13 protein-coding genes are annotated in these 15,308 nt (G+C 70.3%); 7 read left to right on the top strand and 6 right to left on the bottom strand.

All coding sequences use genetic code 11. From position 1 onward, the window contains the following. Positions 1-61: 61 nt before the first annotated feature. Both HH310_RS31695 and HH310_RS31690 read right to left on the bottom strand, forming a co-directional pair. A complete protein-coding gene (locus tag HH310_RS31695) occupies positions 62-688 on the bottom strand; it encodes a response regulator transcription factor (protein WP_169179383.1) in 627 nt (208 codons plus the stop codon). Beyond that, the gene (locus HH310_RS31690; protein ID WP_169179382.1) at positions 663-1,973 is read right to left on the bottom strand and encodes a sensor histidine kinase; all 1,311 of its coding nucleotides are present in this window, start codon (positions 1,971-1,973) and stop codon (positions 663-665) included. Before HH310_RS31690 ends, HH310_RS31695 begins: the two co-directional genes overlap by 26 nt. 77 nt (positions 1,974-2,050) lie before the next feature. On the opposite strand from HH310_RS31690, the gene HH310_RS31685 reads away from it, so the two are divergent. Together HH310_RS31685 and HH310_RS31680 are read left to right on the top strand one after the other, a co-directional pair. Then, entirely contained in the window at positions 2,051-3,802 is a 1,752-nt protein-coding gene (locus HH310_RS31685) for an ABC transporter ATP-binding protein (RefSeq protein ID WP_169179381.1), read from the top strand. A gap of 116 nt (positions 3,803-3,918) precedes the next feature. Further along, positions 3,919-4,755, top strand: a complete 837-nt coding sequence (locus HH310_RS31680) for a serine/threonine-protein kinase (protein ID WP_169179380.1) — start codon at positions 3,919-3,921, stop codon at positions 4,753-4,755. Here HH310_RS31680 and HH310_RS31675 read toward each other — a convergent pair. Continuing rightward, positions 4,727-6,526 (bottom strand): heavy metal translocating P-type ATPase, encoded by a 1,800-nt coding sequence (locus tag HH310_RS31675; protein WP_169179414.1) that lies wholly within the window; start codon positions 6,524-6,526, stop codon positions 4,727-4,729. The genes HH310_RS31680 and HH310_RS31675 overlap by 29 nt on opposite strands. Before the next feature lie 114 nt (positions 6,527-6,640). Between HH310_RS31675 and HH310_RS31670 the strand changes: the two genes are divergently transcribed. Next, positions 6,641-6,997 carry a metalloregulator ArsR/SmtB family transcription factor gene (locus HH310_RS31670; protein WP_169179379.1) on the top strand — a complete coding sequence of 119 codons (357 nt, stop codon included), beginning with the start codon at positions 6,641-6,643 and terminating at the stop codon, positions 6,995-6,997. Positions 6,998-7,090: 93 nt separating this feature from the next. Here HH310_RS31670 and HH310_RS31665 read toward each other — a convergent pair whose 3' ends face one another. After that, the gene (locus HH310_RS31665) at positions 7,091-7,549 is read right to left on the bottom strand and encodes a hypothetical protein (RefSeq protein WP_169179378.1); all 459 of its coding nucleotides are present in this window, start codon (positions 7,547-7,549) and stop codon (positions 7,091-7,093) included. A 682-nt stretch (positions 7,550-8,231) separates the two neighbouring features. Here HH310_RS31665 and HH310_RS31660 point away from each other — a divergent pair. After that, complete coding sequence (locus HH310_RS31660) at positions 8,232-8,396, top strand: hypothetical protein (RefSeq protein ID WP_169179377.1); 165 nt, start codon at positions 8,232-8,234, stop codon at positions 8,394-8,396. A gap of 266 nt (positions 8,397-8,662) precedes the next feature. On the opposite strand, the gene HH310_RS31655 is transcribed toward HH310_RS31660, so the two are convergent. Then, on the bottom strand, positions 8,663-9,562 hold the full coding sequence (locus HH310_RS31655; RefSeq protein ID WP_169179376.1) for a nucleoside hydrolase: 900 nt from the start codon (positions 9,560-9,562) through the stop codon (positions 8,663-8,665). A 4-nt stretch (positions 9,563-9,566) separates the two neighbouring features. Further along, complete coding sequence (locus HH310_RS31650) at positions 9,567-11,180, bottom strand: sulfatase-like hydrolase/transferase (RefSeq protein ID WP_169179375.1); 1,614 nt, start codon at positions 11,178-11,180, stop codon at positions 9,567-9,569. A gap of 142 nt (positions 11,181-11,322) precedes the next feature. On the opposite strand from HH310_RS31650, the gene HH310_RS31645 reads away from it, so the two are divergent. The 3 genes from HH310_RS31645 to HH310_RS31635 all read left to right on the top strand — a co-directional run bounded on the left by HH310_RS31645 (position 11,323) and on the right by HH310_RS31635 (position 15,306). Continuing rightward, entirely contained in the window at positions 11,323-13,728 is a 2,406-nt protein-coding gene (locus HH310_RS31645) for a phosphoketolase (protein WP_169179374.1), read from the top strand. A 172-nt stretch (positions 13,729-13,900) separates the two neighbouring features. Then, positions 13,901-14,941, top strand: a complete 1,041-nt coding sequence (locus tag HH310_RS31640; protein ID WP_169179373.1) for an IS630 family transposase — start codon at positions 13,901-13,903, stop codon at positions 14,939-14,941. 116 nt (positions 14,942-15,057) lie between these two features. Beyond that, a complete protein-coding gene (locus tag HH310_RS31635; RefSeq protein WP_169179372.1) occupies positions 15,058-15,306 on the top strand; it encodes a hypothetical protein in 249 nt (82 codons plus the stop codon). Positions 15,307-15,308 lie beyond the last annotated feature (2 nt).

The raw sequence follows: 15,308 nt of genomic DNA, 5'->3' as shown, positions 1-15,308 counted from the left end.
CGCCGGAGGCGGGGTGGGGATTTGGTGCGGTGGGGGGCGGGGCGGCGGCGTACCGGATGGGTCAGGTTTCGGTGTGGGTCTGGCGCTGGACCCAGAGGGCGGCCTGGGTGCGGTCGGTGACGCCGAGTTGCTGGTAGATGCTGGTCAGGTGGGCCTTGACGGTGCGCTCGGTGATGCCCAGCGAGCGTGCGATCGACCGGTTCGGCAGGCCCTCGCCGACCAGTTCGAGCACCTCGCGTTCGCGGTCGCTCAGCTCGGGGCCGGGTCGTGGCGCGCGGCGGCCGGTGAGCAGCGCGCGGGCCGCCTTCGGGTCGAGCGGGGACAGGCCCGCCACCACCTCGCGGATGCCGGACAGGATCGTCTCCGGCTCGGCGTGCTTGAGCAGGTAACCCTTGGCGCCGGCCTGCAGCGCGTCGAGGATCTGGTTGTGGTCGCTGAACGAGGTCAGCACCAGGATGTGCAGCTCCGGTTGGGTGGCCAGGATGCGGGCGATCGTGTGGACGCCTTCCAGGTGCGGCATCGACAGGTCCATCAGCACCACGTCGGGGCGCAGCTCGGCGGCCATCCCGACGGCGACCTCGCCGTCCGCGGCCTCGCCGGCCAGGATCAGGTCGTCGGTCGTGGCCAGGAGCTGCGCCAGGCCACGCCGGACCACCGCGTGATCATCGACGATCAGCACCCGGATCATCGACCGGAACCTCCACTTCCACTCGGGTTCCGGCGGCCGGGCCGGACCGGATCAGCAGCCGGCCCCGCGCTCCGGCGATCAGGTCGCTGAGGGCCCGCAGGCCGAAGTGGCCGCCCCCGCTGCGTTCGGCGAGCAGGTCGCCGTCGAAACCCCGGCCGTCATCATCCACCACCAGGCGGACCGTCCCGTCCTGAACGCTGACTTTGATGTCCACCTGGCGGGCGCCGCTGTGCGTGACGACGTTGCGCAACGTCTCCTGCGCGGCCCGGAACAGCAGGCCCGCGGTGACCTCCGGGAAGTCGTCGGTGTCCGGCAGGTCCAGGTTCGTCTGGATCCCGGTCCGCTCCAGCCCGCCGGCCAGCTCCACCAGGGCCGAGACCAGCCCCTCCTCGGCCAGGTTCGGCGGATAGATGTCGACCAGCAGCGAACGCAGGGCGCCGATCCCGGACCGTAACTCGGCTGCGGCCTCGGTGATCACCTCGGTCTGCCGCTGCGCGTCCGGCCGGCCGAGCCGGGCCGCGTCCAGCGCGTACGTCACCCCGGTGAGCTGCTGGACCACCCCGTCGTGCAGCTCGCCGGCGATGCGGCGGCGCTCGGCGTCCGAGGCCTCCACGGCGTGCCGCAGCAGCGCCTCGCGTTCGCGCTGCTGGCGTTGCAGGCGCCGGGCCAGCGACCAGGCCAGCGGGATCTGCAGAACCACCAGGGCGACCAGGGCACCGAGCGAGATCGGGGCGAACTGGCGCCATGCCGCCTGCCCCGCCTGGTCCACCGCGTTGTACCGGAAATACACCTCGAACAGCATGTTCTGCCCGGTGGCGGCGCGCACCGGGACATAGCATTCGAGCAGCTTGCCGTAGCCGGTCTCGTACCGGTTCTCGGCTTGGGACAGGTCGCTGATCTCGGTGTTGACCCGCTGCTGCCGCAAGGCGTCGACTTCGTGGTCGTCGAACGTCCAGCGGGTGCCGATGAGCTGCGGCTGGTCCGAGTAGACGATCTTGCCGGTGTCGTCCCAGAGCTTCACCCGCACCAGCATCGGGCTCAGCACGTACCGGCGCACGGCATCGTCGAAGCCGCGCAGCGCGAGCGGGTCGCCGGCGACCACCTGTGCGTCCAGCCGCGGTTCGACCACGCCCTTGGCGGTCACCAAGGCGACCTCGCTCACGGCCTTCGTGGCCTGATCCGCGCCGGCCTTGCGGGTCGCCATCGCCAGCAAGACCACCAGCGCGGCCAGCACCGCCAGCCCGACCGCGGTAAAACGGGCGACCAGCCCGGCGGTCGAGGTCATATCCGCAGCTTAGGGACTCGGGGACTAGTACCAAGGTGCAATGGCGGTCGGACCGGAGGCCGACGAAAGTCCTTCCCATGCCGTTCATCCCACTCGCCGTGACCGTGGCGGGACCCTCGGTGCGGGCAGAGGTGCCGGCGCTGGCCGCGGGAGCGGGGCTGAACGTGCTGCAGGTTCTGCTGGCGCTGGCCCAGCCGTGGCCGCTGGCGTACGCGGTGGATCAGGTGATCGGCGCCGAGAATCCGCGTCCCATCCTGCTGGTGGTCGCGGCCGCCGCCACCGTCGGGCTCAGCGCCGTGTCCGGCCTGGTCGACATGGCCGCCGTGATGAGCGTGGAACGCGCGGCCGAACGCATGGGGGCGCGGCTGCGGGCCCGGTTGTTCGACCACGCGGTGACCCGCTCGCTGCGCTGGCACGACCGGATGCCCAGCGGGGAGCTGCTGTCCCGCCTCACCACCGACGTCGGCCGGATGCTGGACGCGGTCGTGGCGCTGGTCGAGATCCTGGTACCCGGCGTGATCATGCTGGTCACGGTGCTGGTCATCCTGCTCTTCTTCGACCTGGGTCTGGCGTTGGTCGCGGTGGCGGTCCTGCCGCCGCTGGCCCTGCTCGCGATCCGGCAGCGGCGGCGGGTGCGCGCGGCGCAGCAGGACGCCCGGGCCGAGTCCGGCCGGCTGGCCGCCACCACCACCGATCTCATGCGCAACGTACGGGCGGTGCAGGCCTTCGGACGCACCGATCGGGCCGCACGGGTGTTCGGCATCCGCAACAGCGCGCTGCTGCGGACCGAGGTCAAGGCGATCGACGTTTCGGCGCGCTGGGCACCGCTGGCCGACGTGGTGCTGGCGGTCGGCGCCGGGCTGGTGCTGGTGGTCGGCGGCCGGGAGGTGCTGGCCGGGCAGCTCACCACCGGCGAACTGCTGGTGGTGGTCGCCTACCTGGCCGACCTGTACTCACCGGTGCGGGCGCTGACCCGGCTGTCCAGCACGCTGGCCAAGGCCTCGGCCAGCGCGGTCCGGGTGGCCGAGGTGCTCGACAGCGACGACGCCATCGTCGAGCGGCCGGACGCCACCACGGCCCCGATGCTGCGTGATGAGGTGCGCTTCCACTCCGTCGGCTTCGGCTACGACCGGGACCGGCCCGTGCTGCACGACTTCGACCTGCGCATCCGCGCCGGCGAGACGGTGGCCCTGATCGGCCCGAGCGGCGCCGGCAAGAGCACCACCCTGCATCTGCTGCTGCGCCTGTACGACGTCGAGTCCGGCAGCCTGCGCATCGACGGTGTGGACGTGCGCGACTGCAAGCTGCAGAGCCTGCGCGAGCGGATCGCCTTCGTGCCGCAGGACCCGTGGCTGCTGGACGGCAGCCTGGCCGAGAACATCGCGTTCGGCTCGGCCGACGCCACCCGAGCCGACGTGCTCGCCGCGAGCCGGGCGGCCCTGGTCGACGAGTTCGCGCAGCGGCTGCCGGACGGCTACGACACCTCGCTGGGCGAGGGTGGCGTACGCCTGTCCGGCGGTCAGCGGCGACGCGTCGCGCTGGCCCGGGCCGCCATCTCGAACGCACCGCTCGTGCTGCTGGACGAGCCGACCGCCTCGCTGGACCCGGCCGCGGCCGCGTCGATCATGCGAGCGATTCGATCCGCGACAGCGGACCGCACGGTCCTGCTCGTCACCCACGACCAGGGCACGGCGGCGATCGCCGACCGTGTCGTGAACATCGAGCCGCTGAGGGGAGGTGGACAGCATGGCAGGCCGGATTCAGACGCCGCTGGAGTACTGGAAGAAGCACCACGGCAAGCACGACCACAGCCGCAGCGATTCGCGTAGCAAGTCGCGCAGCAAGTCGCGTTGCGACTAGAAACTCCGCGGTTATCAAGTAGCGGAGGTCCACCCGGGGACGACCAACCGGGTGGACCTCCGCAATCTCGGCATCGGAGACCAGGATGACCCTTGACGACGTCGACGGCGAACCGATCTGGCCCTATGGCGAGAACGCGCCGATGCCCGGCGGGTTCCTGTCCTGGGACCGGCTGGCGGTGGGCAAGCGCTGCGAGACGTGGGTTGTCTGGTCACCGAGCCTGTGGAGCCCGGCGGTCCTCAAACTCGCCCGGCCGCACATGGTCACGCACCCGCGGGCGGCCCTGGCCCTGACCCGCGAGGTGCGCGCGCTGCACGACAACCCACACCCGGTACTACCCCGCCTGTACGCCTCGGACGTGGCCGGGCCGGTGCCGTTCATCGCACTGGAGTATGTGGACGGTCCCACCCTCGCCGACGAGATCGACGACAACGGGAAGCTGGTCGAGACCGACGTCGCGATCCTCGGCCTGCAACTGCTGACCGGGCTGCGCGCGCTGCACGGGCGCGGCCTGGCGCACGTCGACGTGAAACCGGACAACATCGTGCTGCGCGACCGGCGGCCGGTGCTGGTGGATTTCGGGCAGGCACGGGAACTGGGCGCCACCCAGCCGGCGGGCCGCCCGGTCGGGACGCCCGGGTACGCGGCGCCCGAGATGGAGGCGTGCGAACCGATCGGGACGGGGATGGACGTGTACGGGCTCGGTATCGCCTTGCGGGAGGCGCTGACCGGAGACCCGCCGGTTCAGGGTGTGCCCCCGGCGCCGGTGCACGACGTGATCGACCGGTTGTGCGCCGCTTCGCCGGGAGATCGGCCGGGGCTGGCCGAGGCGTACGTGCTGCTTCGTGGAATGCTGCCGGAAGATGCCCGGCCGTGGCCTTCGTGGGCCGTGCCTACCGGCGCAGTAGTCGGAGACCGTTGAGCCCTACGATCACGGTGGAGCCTTCGTGCCCGGCGACGCCGAGGGGGAGGGGGAGCCGGCCGGCCAGGTCGAGAGCCACCAGGATGACGATCACCGTCGCGGCGATGACCAGGTTCGCGACCACCACCCGGTGCGCCCGCCGGGAGAGGTCGACGACCGCCGGAATGGCGTGCAGGTCGTCGCGTACGACAACGGCGTCGGCGGTCTCCACGGTGAGATCGGCGCCCGCGCCGCCCATCGCGATGCCCGCGTGTGCCGCGGCCAGGGCGGGTGCGTCGTTCACGCCGTCGCCGACCACCGTGACCCGGCGACCGTCGCGTTGCAGCGCCCGGACCTGAGTGACCTTGTCCGCGGGCAGCAGCCCGGCCCGGACGTCCCGGATGCCGACGACATCGGCCAGCCGCCGGGCCGCGGCCTGGTTGTCGCCGGTCAGCAGCAGCGGCGGGCGGCCGGTGAGCGCGGACAGCCGCTCGACGGCGCCGATCGACTCGGCGCGGATCTCGTCCGATATGGCCAGGAGCCCGGCCTCGTGCCCGTCGACCATCACCACCACCGTGGTGTATCCGGTGGTCCGCACATCACCCGTGGCCGCCCCGATCTCCACCACGAAGCCGTCGACGCGGGCGCGGACGCCGCGGCCGGGCAGCGCGACGAAGTCCTGGGCGTCGCCGATCGGCAGCCCGCGTTCGCGCGCGGCCGCGACGACGGCCGTGGCGAGGGGATGCTCGCTGGGGTGCTCGGCCGCCGCGGCGAACGCGAGCACCTCGTTCTCGGTCCAGGGCGCGGAGTCCAGTGTCACGATCCGGACCACCTTCGGCGTGCCCCTGGTCAGCGTCCCGGTCTTGTCGAACGCCACCAGATCGGTCGAGCCGAGGCGCTCCATCACGACGGCGGACTTGACGAGCACACCGTGGCGTCCGGCGTTGGCGATCGCGGCCAGCAGCGGCGGCATCGTCGCCAGCACCACGGCGCAGGGCGAGGCCACGATCATGAACGTCATCGCCCGCAGCAGCGTCTCGGTCAGCGGCCGGCCGAACGCGAGCGGGAGGAAGAACAACGCCAGGGTCGCGGCGACCACGCCGACGGAGTAGCGCTGCTCGACCTTCTCGATGAACAGCTGCGTGCGGGCCTTGGTGGTGGCGGCCTGCTCGACCAGCGACGCGATCCGGGCGACGACCGAGTCACCGGCCGCCCGGCCGACCCGCACGCGCAGCGCACCCGTCCCGTTCACGGTGCCGGCGAACACGTCGTCGCCCGCGGACTTGTCCACCGGCAGGGCCTCGCCGGTGATCGTCGCCTGGTCCACCTCGCTGGCGCCCGTGACGACTCGCCCGTCGGCGCCGATGCGCTCGCCGGGGCGTACCAGGATGACGTCACCGATCGCGAGGTCGGCTCGCGCCACCGTCGACTCACCGTCCGCGTCGATCCTGGTGGCCGTCTCCGGAGCAAGATCAAGCAGACCGCGTACGGAATCCTGGGTGCGTGCCGTGGCCAGCGCCTCGAGCGCGCCCGAGGTGGCGAAGATGACGATGAGCAGCCCGCCGTCGATCACCTGGCCGATCGCGGCGGCACCGATCGCCGCGACGATCATCAGCAGGTCGACGTCGAGGGTCTTGTCCCGCAGGGCTTTGAGGCCGGCGAGAGCCGGTTCCCAGCCGCCGGCCAGGTAGCAGGCGGCGAACAGCGGGCCCCACCGGGAGGCGGGCGCGTGGCTCACGTGGGCGAGCAGCCCGACGAGGAACAGGACCAGGGACGCCGCCGCCCAGCGCATCTCGGGCAGGTCGAAAAGCCGGGTCTTTTTCACCCGGGTCGCGGTGCTCACCGAAGGAAGACTAACAGCTCATATGAAGAGGTCTTCATGTGATTGACCCGATAGTATGCGTGCATGGGTCATGGGGTGGACGGGCGCGTCACGACGGCCGCGCGCCTCGACGCCGACGCGGCGGAAAAGGTCGCCTCGACGCTGCAGGCGCTCGCCACCCCGAGCCGGCTGCTGATCCTGACCACGTTGCGGCACGGGCCGTGCTCGGTCGGCGACCTCGCCGCCGAGGTGAAGATGGAGCAGTCCGCCGTCTCACACCAGCTGCGGTTGCTGCGCAACCTGGGCCTGGTCACCGGGACGCGGCGGGGCAAGAGCATCGTGTACGCGTTGTTCGACAACCACGTCGCGCAGCTGCTCGACGAGGCGATCTACCACATCGAACACCTACGCCTCGGCAAGCAGGACGGCGTCGCCGAGTAAGGCGTGCTCTTCCGCCAGGCGGCCCGCTCCGCGCAGCTGACGATCGGGGCCCGGCCCGCGCCTGGGCAACCCGCAGCCGACATCGGCCGCGCTTCAGCCGCTGGTGGCGGCCGCCTGCTGACTCTGCCACCGGGCGATCTGCACGCCCACCACGAAGATCTGGATCGGCAGCGGCATCCCCGGCAGGTTGGCCTCGACGTTGCCCTTCCACGGGCTGGTCCGCCGGATCGAACCCACCCCGACGCCACCGACGAGCATCTCCTGCTGATTTCCCCACAGGGAGCTGCGGCGGAACTCGTACACCCGGCCGTCGGCCTGGGCGGTCCAGTGCTTGCGCCCCGGCTTCTCGACGAGCGCCACCTCGTTACCGGCGTCGTCGATCATCCGGTAACTCATGCCCAGGCCTTTCGCCCGCACCTCGAAGCGCCGCCCGTCGACGACGAAGTCGCCACCGCTGCGCCACCACTTCGGGTCCCACACCGCGACCTCACGCCCGTCGGCGACCAGCCGGTACCGGCCGCGCCACATGTTCGTCCGCTCAGCGGTCAACATCCCTCGAGGCTACCGACGGCACGCCAGGGCGGGGTCGCTTCACGGCACCGCAGGCTCCGCCGGCCACAGGGCCGAGCCGCCCGCTTTCCTGGGCCGAGCTGCCCGCTTTCCTGGGCCGAGCTGCCCGCTTTCCTGGGCCGAGCTGCCCGCTTTCCTGGGCCGAGCTGCCCGCTTTCCTGGGCCGAGCTGCCCGCTTTCCTGGGCCGAGCTGCGTGCTTTCCTGGTCGAGCTGCAGACTTTCCCGGGCCGAGCTGCGCGGTTTCCCACGCCGAGGCGCCGCTTTCCCGCGCCGAGCAGCGCGCTTTCCCGCGCCGAGCAGCGCGCTTTCCCGCGCCGAGCAGCGCGCTTTCTTGGCGCCGGCCGCCGAGTCGACCACGGCGCCGTCAGGTCCGCAATTGCCGCACCTCCGTCTCCGAGGTGGCCCCCACGCGTTGTCTCCGGTCCCACTATGTGGCAATCGCGGCCACATTCTGGGCTTTCGCGAGACCTTGGAGAGTTACGCCCACATACGAGCCACAACTCTCCAAGGTCCACGAAATATGGAGAAAAGGGGGGTAACAAAGGCCGCAAGAGGGAACAAATGACACTCTACTATGGACTCTAGTCCCGCATGCTGGGCCAGGTGACCACGATATGGCCGGGAGTCCCGCACAGCGAACCCAGATCCCACATCGTGGACTCCATGCGGCGACCGACACTCGGATCACTCCGTGGTGGATGCCGGAAAGGCCCGGTGGGCGCCGACCCGCACGTCCCGACCGGCCGGCGCGCCTTCGGCCACATGATCGACCGCCCGACCATCCGCCTCACCGCGTTCGGCCTCGACCACCCGGACGCGGCCACATGATCGACCGCCTGGCCTTCCGCCTCACCGCGTTCGCCCGCGACCACCCGGACGCGGCCACATGATCGACCGCCCGACCATCCGCCCCACCGCGTTCGCCCTCGACCACCCGGATGCGGCCAAATGATCGACCGGCTGGTCTTCCCATTTGCCGCGTTCGGCCTCGACCGCCCGGGCGCCCCGGGCGGTCGCCGATGGGAAGAGCCCTAAGAAACGGGCCGACGGGAAGACTCCTGAGAAACAGCAGCCCTCGCGGGACCAAGCACTGGTCAGGTGGACGGTGGCCAGTCGCCCGCCAGGATGGTCTCGAGGATCGCCGGGCCGGGGCGACCCTCCACCTCGAAGACGACCCGGGCCCGCGTCGCGGCCGACGGGTCCTCAATGGTCGCGCCCGACGAAGGGTCCACCCGCAACCCGAGGACCGGCGCATCCGACGGCGTCAGCAGCCCCACGGCCAGGGCCGCCGCGGTCGGGTCGTGCAACGGGATCTCGCGCACCCCGCTCTCTTCCTCATAAAAATCGTAATATAGGGGGATTATCTGGGATAAAGCCGTCGTCAACGGCCGGCCGTCGGCGGCTAAAGCGGCGATCGCGGAAGCATCCCACCGGCAGCCCATCGTCAGATCCAACGGCACCAAGGTCACCGGCCAGCCCGCCGCCACGACGGCCGCGGCCGCGGGCGCGTCGTTCGCGATGTTGAACTCTGCCCGGCCGCTAACATTGCCCGGCACCCGCACCGCCCCGCCCATCACGGTCACCGACGCCACCTGCGACGCCAGCGAAGGCGACAAGGCCAGCGCAGCCGCCAGATTCGAGCACGGCCCCAGCGCCACCACGTGCAACTCACCCGGATGCGCGGCGGCCAGCGACACCAGCAACGACGGGGCCGGCCGCGGGTCGACCGATCCCCCAGGCAGCGAGACCCCACCGACACCGTTGGAGCCGTGCACCGTCTCCGACCCGCCGAGGAAAACCCCACCGCCCACCGACACCGGGACCGAGCGGCCCGCCAGCGCCAGCAACCCCAGCGTGTTCGCCGCCGCCTGCACCGCCGTCGTGTTCCCGTCCACCGTGCCGACGCCGGCCAGCGTCACGTCCGGCCGGGCGAGGAGAACCGCCAGCGCCAGCGCGTCATCGATCCCGGTATCGCAATCCAGATAGATCAGCATGGTCTCAGGATGCCGGTGTCCCGGGTCCGAACGCACTGAAGAACTTGTCCCGGAACATGCTCATCGGCCAGACCGGCGTCGCCGACGTGGGCCGCAGCCCGTCCTGCCAGCCCCAACCGGCGATGCGGGACAGCACCGCCGGATCCTTCGCCACGATGCTGATCGGCACGTCGTGGCTGGCGTTCGCGCCCGCCGCGATCGGCGACGGCTGATGGTCGCCCAGGAACACCATCACCAGGTTGTCGTCGCCGTAGAGCCGGATCCAGTTGACCAGCGACGTGATCGAGTACTGGATCGACTTCCCGTACTCGGGCCGCACGTCGCGCGGGTTCGCCCACAGCGCCTTGGGTTTCTTGCCGTCGGTGACCATCGCCTGATAGATCGACCCGTCCCCGACCTGGTTCCAGTCCGGCAGGTAGGACGGGATCGGCGCCCACGGCGTGTGACTGGACACCAGCGGCATCTCGATCATCAGCGGTCCGCGTCCGGGCTTCTTGTACTCGATGGTGTTGAGCTGCTTCAACGTGTACTGGTCGGGCATCGGCGCCCAGCTGAACTTCGGCCCCTGGTAGCCCAGGTTGCGCGAGTCCCACACCGCGTCGTAGCCGTAGAAGCGCCCCTCCGGCCAGGCCCCCGTCGTGCCGGGCATCACCGACACGGTCCGCCAGCCGGCGTCGTGGAACGCCCGGGTCATCGTCAGCCGGTCGCTGGAGACGAGGTTGCGGTACCGCTGCTCGTTGTTGATCCACAGCCCCGACTCGAACGTCGAGTGCGCCAGCCAGCTGCCGCCGCCGAAGGTGGGCGAGGTGAGCCAGCCGCTGCGCGACGCGAACCCGGCCTGCCGCAGCAGCGCGGACGACTGATCCAGCACCGGGTCGATCGCCGGCGCCAGCGCGGGATGTTCCACCGCGCTGCGCCCGTAGCTTTCCACGAACGTGAAGACCACGTCCTTCCCGCGCAGGGCGGTCAGCATCTGCTGGGCGGGCGTTCCCCCGTACGCGTCGGTGCGCACCTCGGACGCGAACGCAGCCGAATCCCGCAGTCCCGCGCGCGCCTGATGGGCCCGGTCCCACGCGTAGGTCGCCGTGCTGCGCGCCGCCACCGGCACCCCGCCCGTGATCGACACCCCGAGCGCGAACGTCACCCCCCACGCCACCGCCACCCCGCCCGCGGTGAACAGCGACCGCCGCCGGTACCGCCCGATCAGCGCCCCGACCCGCAGCAGCGACCACACCGTCAGCGCCATCACCGAGGCGACCAGCAGCAGCACGGCCGGTACCGCCCCGACCGCCGCCACCCGCCCGTACGAGTCGACGACAAAGTTGTACCCGTCGTCGAACAACACCCAGTCCAGCACCGGGTCGAACGGCCGGTTCAGCTCCTGGAAGAACCCCATGTCCAGGCACTTCTCCACGACCAGCCAGCCGACCAGCACGCCCAGCACCACCGCGGCGATCCGGCGCCCGCGCCGCGGCAGCACCAGCATCAGCGCGATCACCACGGCCCCCTCCACGGGAATCCGCAGAAACCCCGCGACGGTGAGGCGGGACACGATATTCGGGAAGATCAGCGCGGCGACCAGGAAAATGACGGCGAACGAGGTCAGGGCACGGCGCACCGGCGTACGCAAGGAAAGCGGAGGGGAAGGACGCACGCCCTCCCGTACGGAAAATGCCGTTGTTTTGGTTCAGCGCAACGTGGAAGTCAAGGGACCGACCTAGGGTGGCCCATGGACCGACCCGCGACGAGAGGAACCGGACGTGCCCACGGTGGAATCCGACCTGCTGCGCACCCTCGCCGAGCCCGACGGGGACGACCTGGACCGGCTCGACGCCTGGTGGCGGGCCGCCAACTATCTCACCGTCGGCCAGATCTACCTGCGGGCGAACCCGTTGCTGCGCGAACCGCTCAAGCCCGAGCACATCAAACCGCGCCTGCTCGGCCACTGGGGAACCAGCCCCGGCCTGTCGTTCGTCTACGCGCACCTGTCCCGGCTGATCCGGCACACCGGCCAGCAGACGATCTATCTCGCCGGGCCGGGACACGGCGGGCCCGCGCTGGTCGCCGCCGGCTACCTCGAAGGCACGTACACCGACATCTATCCCCAGGTCACCATGGACACGGTGGGCCTGGAGCGGCTGTTCCGGCAGTTCTCCACGCCCGGCGGCATCCCCAGCCACGTCTCGGTGACCACGCCCGGGTCGATCCACGAGGGCGGCGAGCTCGGCTACGCCCTGGTGCACGCGTTCGGCGCGGTCTTCGACAACCCGGACCTGCTCGCCGTCGCGGTGGTCGGCGACGGCGAGGCCGAGACCGGCCCTCTGGAAGGGTCGTGGAAAGGCATTTCCTTCCTCAATCCCGTACGGGACGGGGCCGTGCTCCCGATCCTGCACCTCAACTCGATGAAGATCTCCGGGCCCACCGTGCTCGGCCGCAAGAGCCCCGACGAGGTGCGGTCGCTGCTGCGCGGGCACGGCTACGAGGTCCTCGAGGTCGGCGGTGACGATCTGCCCGGCATGCATCAGCGGTTCGCGCAGGTCCTGGCGGAGGCGTGGGGACGCATCCGGGAGATCCAGCGGGCCGCTCGCGACGGTTCCGCCGACGGCAACCGCCCGCATTGGCCACTCATCATCCTGCGTACGCCCAAGGGTTGGACCGGGCCGAAGGAGGTGGACGGGGTCGGCGTCGAAGGGACGTGGCGGGCGCATCAGGTGCCGCTGTCCGGCGTGCGGGACAACCCGGAACACCTCGCGTTGCTGCAGGAGTGGCTCGAGTCGTACCGGCCCGGGGAACTTTTCGACGCGGCCGGCGTGCCGGTCGGCACCGTGCGTGACCAGGCACCGCGTGGTGATCTGCGGATGAGCGCCACGCCGCACGCCAACGGCGGCCTGCTCACCCGTGATCTCGACCTGCCGGACTTCCGCGACTACGCGATCGACGTCTCGCGGCCGGGCGGCGACCACGCCGAGTCCACCCGCAAGCTCGGCGAGATGATCCGCGACATCTACCGGAACAACCCGGACAGCTTCCGGCTGACCTGCCCCGACGAGACCAACAGCAACCGCCTGGGCGCCGTCTTCGAGGCCTCCGACCGCACGTTCATGGAACGCGTCTACCCCACCGACACGGCGATCGGTCCCGACGGGCGGGTCATGGAGGTGCTGTCCGAGCACAACTGCCACGGCTGGCTGGAGGGTTACACGCTCACCGGCCGGCACGGCATGTTCGCCACGTACGAGGCGTTCGCCATGGTCAGCGCCTCCCAGACGGTGCAGCACGGCAAGTGGCTGGAGGAGGCCGCGCACCTGCCGTGGCGGGCCAAGGTGCCCAGCCTGAACGTGCTGCTCACCTCGACGGCCTGGCGCAACGACCACAACGGCTTCTCGCACCAGGGCCCGGGGCTCATCCAGGTGGTGCTCACCCAGCGCGGCACGGTCAACCGCATCTACCTCCCGCCGGACGCGAACTGCCTGCTGTCGGTGGCCGATCACTGTTTCCGCTCCCGCTCGTACATCAATCTGATCGTGATCGACAAGCAGCCCCAGCTGCAGTACCTGACCATCGACGAGGCCATCGAGCACTGTGCGCGCGGCGCCGGGATCTGGGACTGGGCGGGCACCGACGACGGCACCAGCGACCCGGACATCGTGCTGGCGTGCGCGGGCGACGTGGTCACGATGGAGACGGTCGCGGCCGCGCAGATCCTGCGCGATCGCCTGCCCGGCCTGCGCGTGCGGGTGGTCAATGTGGTCGATCTGATGACCCTCGTACGCCCGAAGGACCACCCGCACGGCATGAGCTCGACGATGTTCACCGAGTTGTTCACCGACGACGTGGACGTGGTCTTCGCGTTCCACGGCTACCCCGGGGCGATCCACCAGCTCGTGCACGGCCGCCCCGACGCGGACCGCTTCCGGGTGCGCGGCTTCATCGAGGAGGGCACGACGACGACCCCGTTCGACATGACCGTACGGAACAAGGCGTCGCGCTACCACCTGGTGATGGACGCCCTCAACAACGCTCGCCGGTTGCCGCGCGGCGCCACCGAGCTGAAGGAGTGGTGCGAGAGCCAGCTGCGGCGCCACGAGGAGTACGTGGTGGAGCACCTGGAGGACATGCCCGAGGTGCGCGACTGGACGCTGGGAGATTGGGCGGCCCGCGGCTGAGTCGCCCGTGGCCACCTGACTAAGCACGTAGGCAATAGTTCGGTACGTAATCAGGTCACGGCCCGTAGGTGGACACGCTCACCAAGAAGGACATAGCAACGCAAAGACCTCGCCGTGAGATCGGATCAAGTTTCCACACAGGAACACGATCCACGACGAGGTCACCGCCAGTATGCGCCCCGCGCACATCTACGCCAGCATGTCCGAGCAGCAACACACCGAACTGATTAACGCCCTGCACGGACCCTGGCGGAACGCCACCCGGATCATGATGGTCGTGCTGTCCGCCGCCGGCTTCAGCGCCAGCGAGATCGCCGACCTGCTGCACTACGACCCGAAAACCGTTCGCTCCTGGATCGCCCGCCACCACGCCGAAGGCATGACCGGCCTACCTGACCGGCCCCGCTCGGGACGCCCCCGCAAAGGCAGCCCGCGGCTCGGCGCCCGCATTCACGCCCCGCTCCTGACGCCGAGATCGTGGACCACCACCCGGATCTGGAAAGCTCTCGGCCGCCCCGCACTGAGCATGTCCACGATGCGCCGCCGCATCCGCGAACAAGCCCGCTGGGCCCGCCCCCGCCTGATCGCCAAAAGCGACCCCAACCGCGAGCAGATCTGCGCCGACATCCGCGAGCGCATCAGCCGCCTGCCCGACGGCTCGGTCGTACTGGCCGAAGACGAAACCCACCTCGACCTGCTCGCCCGCGTCCGCTCCTGCTGGATGCCGCTCGGCCTTCGGCATCGCATCCTGACCCCCGGCACCAACGTGCGCCGCACCGTGCACGGCGCGCTCAACCTGGCCACCGGCGCCTGGCACCACCACATCAGCGTCCGCAACGTCTCCGTGGTGTTCTGCTACTTCCTGCAGCAACTACTCGACGCCTACCCCAACGCCCCGCTCATCGCGGTCATCACGGACAACGGCAGCACCCACCACAGCGGCATCACCAAACGCTGGCTTGCAGCCCATCCCCGAATCCAGGTCATCGAAGGCGCGAAATACAGCCCGCAAGACAACCCCGTCGAACGGATCTGGGCCGCGCTCAAACGCCAGATCGCCAACACCGCGACCGTCACGATCATCGACCGGATCCAGCAAGCCCACGCGTTCTTCCAGCACCGCTCCGACGCGCAGAACCTGACCACCGCAGCACCCTGGACCTCGCCCTGGCTACCCGAGGGTTACGGGAAGAACTTCTGGCCAGGGGCTTAGGGTCTGGCGAGCCGGTCGATCATTTGGGCGAAGGCTCGCCGGCCGGTCGGGACGTGCGGGTCGGCGCACGGCCTTTCCCGACATCCACCACGGAGTGATCATTTACGCTGAGCGTCGTGCAACTCCCCGAACTCAAGGCTCCATCCTCCCCGGCCGGGCGCGCCGGCATGACCGTCTACTTTGGCCTGTGGGTAGTGATCACGCTGCTGATGGCGGTGGTCACGCTGCTTCTGCTTTTTGGGCTGGTCATCGATCCCACCAGTTTTTCCCACCAGATTCCGGTGATCTTGCTCGGCGCGGTGATGACGGCCGGCGGAGGTCTCTACACATATCTCGGCCTGCGCCGTCTTCTTCGCAAGGGCTGAAC

Origin of the sequence: Actinoplanes sp. TBRC 11911 (assembly GCF_012933445.1) — a bacterium.
Taxonomy (GTDB): Bacteria; Actinomycetota; Actinomycetes; order Mycobacteriales; family Micromonosporaceae; genus Actinoplanes.
This window is presented reverse-complemented; position numbering and strand designations above follow the sequence as displayed.

What these genes read in the sequence shown, in the direction of transcription:
- HH310_RS31675 (WP_169179414.1), bottom strand. Translation starts at nt 6,526, where the DNA reads ATGCGCTGGGCGGCGGCGTCCCTGGTCCTGTTCCTCGTCGGGCTGCTC.
- HH310_RS31665 (WP_169179378.1), bottom strand. Translation starts at nt 7,549, where the DNA reads ATGTTGACCGCTGAGCGGACGAACATGTGGCGCGGCCGGTACCGGCTG.
- HH310_RS31685 (WP_169179381.1), top strand. Translation starts at nt 2,051, where the DNA reads ATGCCGTTCATCCCACTCGCCGTGACCGTGGCGGGACCCTCGGTGCGG.
- HH310_RS31655 (WP_169179376.1), bottom strand. Translation starts at nt 9,562, where the DNA reads ATGCTGATCTATCTGGATTGCGATACCGGGATCGATGACGCGCTGGCG.
- HH310_RS31660 (WP_169179377.1), top strand. Translation starts at nt 8,232, where the DNA reads ATGCGGCGACCGACACTCGGATCACTCCGTGGTGGATGCCGGAAAGGC.
- HH310_RS31670 (WP_169179379.1), top strand. Translation starts at nt 6,641, where the DNA reads ATGGGTCATGGGGTGGACGGGCGCGTCACGACGGCCGCGCGCCTCGAC.
- HH310_RS31680 (WP_169179380.1), top strand. Translation starts at nt 3,919, where the DNA reads ATGACCCTTGACGACGTCGACGGCGAACCGATCTGGCCCTATGGCGAG.
- HH310_RS31640 (WP_169179373.1), top strand. Translation starts at nt 13,901, where the DNA reads ATGCGCCCCGCGCACATCTACGCCAGCATGTCCGAGCAGCAACACACC.
- HH310_RS31695 (WP_169179383.1), bottom strand. Translation starts at nt 688, where the DNA reads ATGATCCGGGTGCTGATCGTCGATGATCACGCGGTGGTCCGGCGTGGC.
- HH310_RS31690 (WP_169179382.1), bottom strand. Translation starts at nt 1,973, where the DNA reads ATGACCTCGACCGCCGGGCTGGTCGCCCGTTTTACCGCGGTCGGGCTG.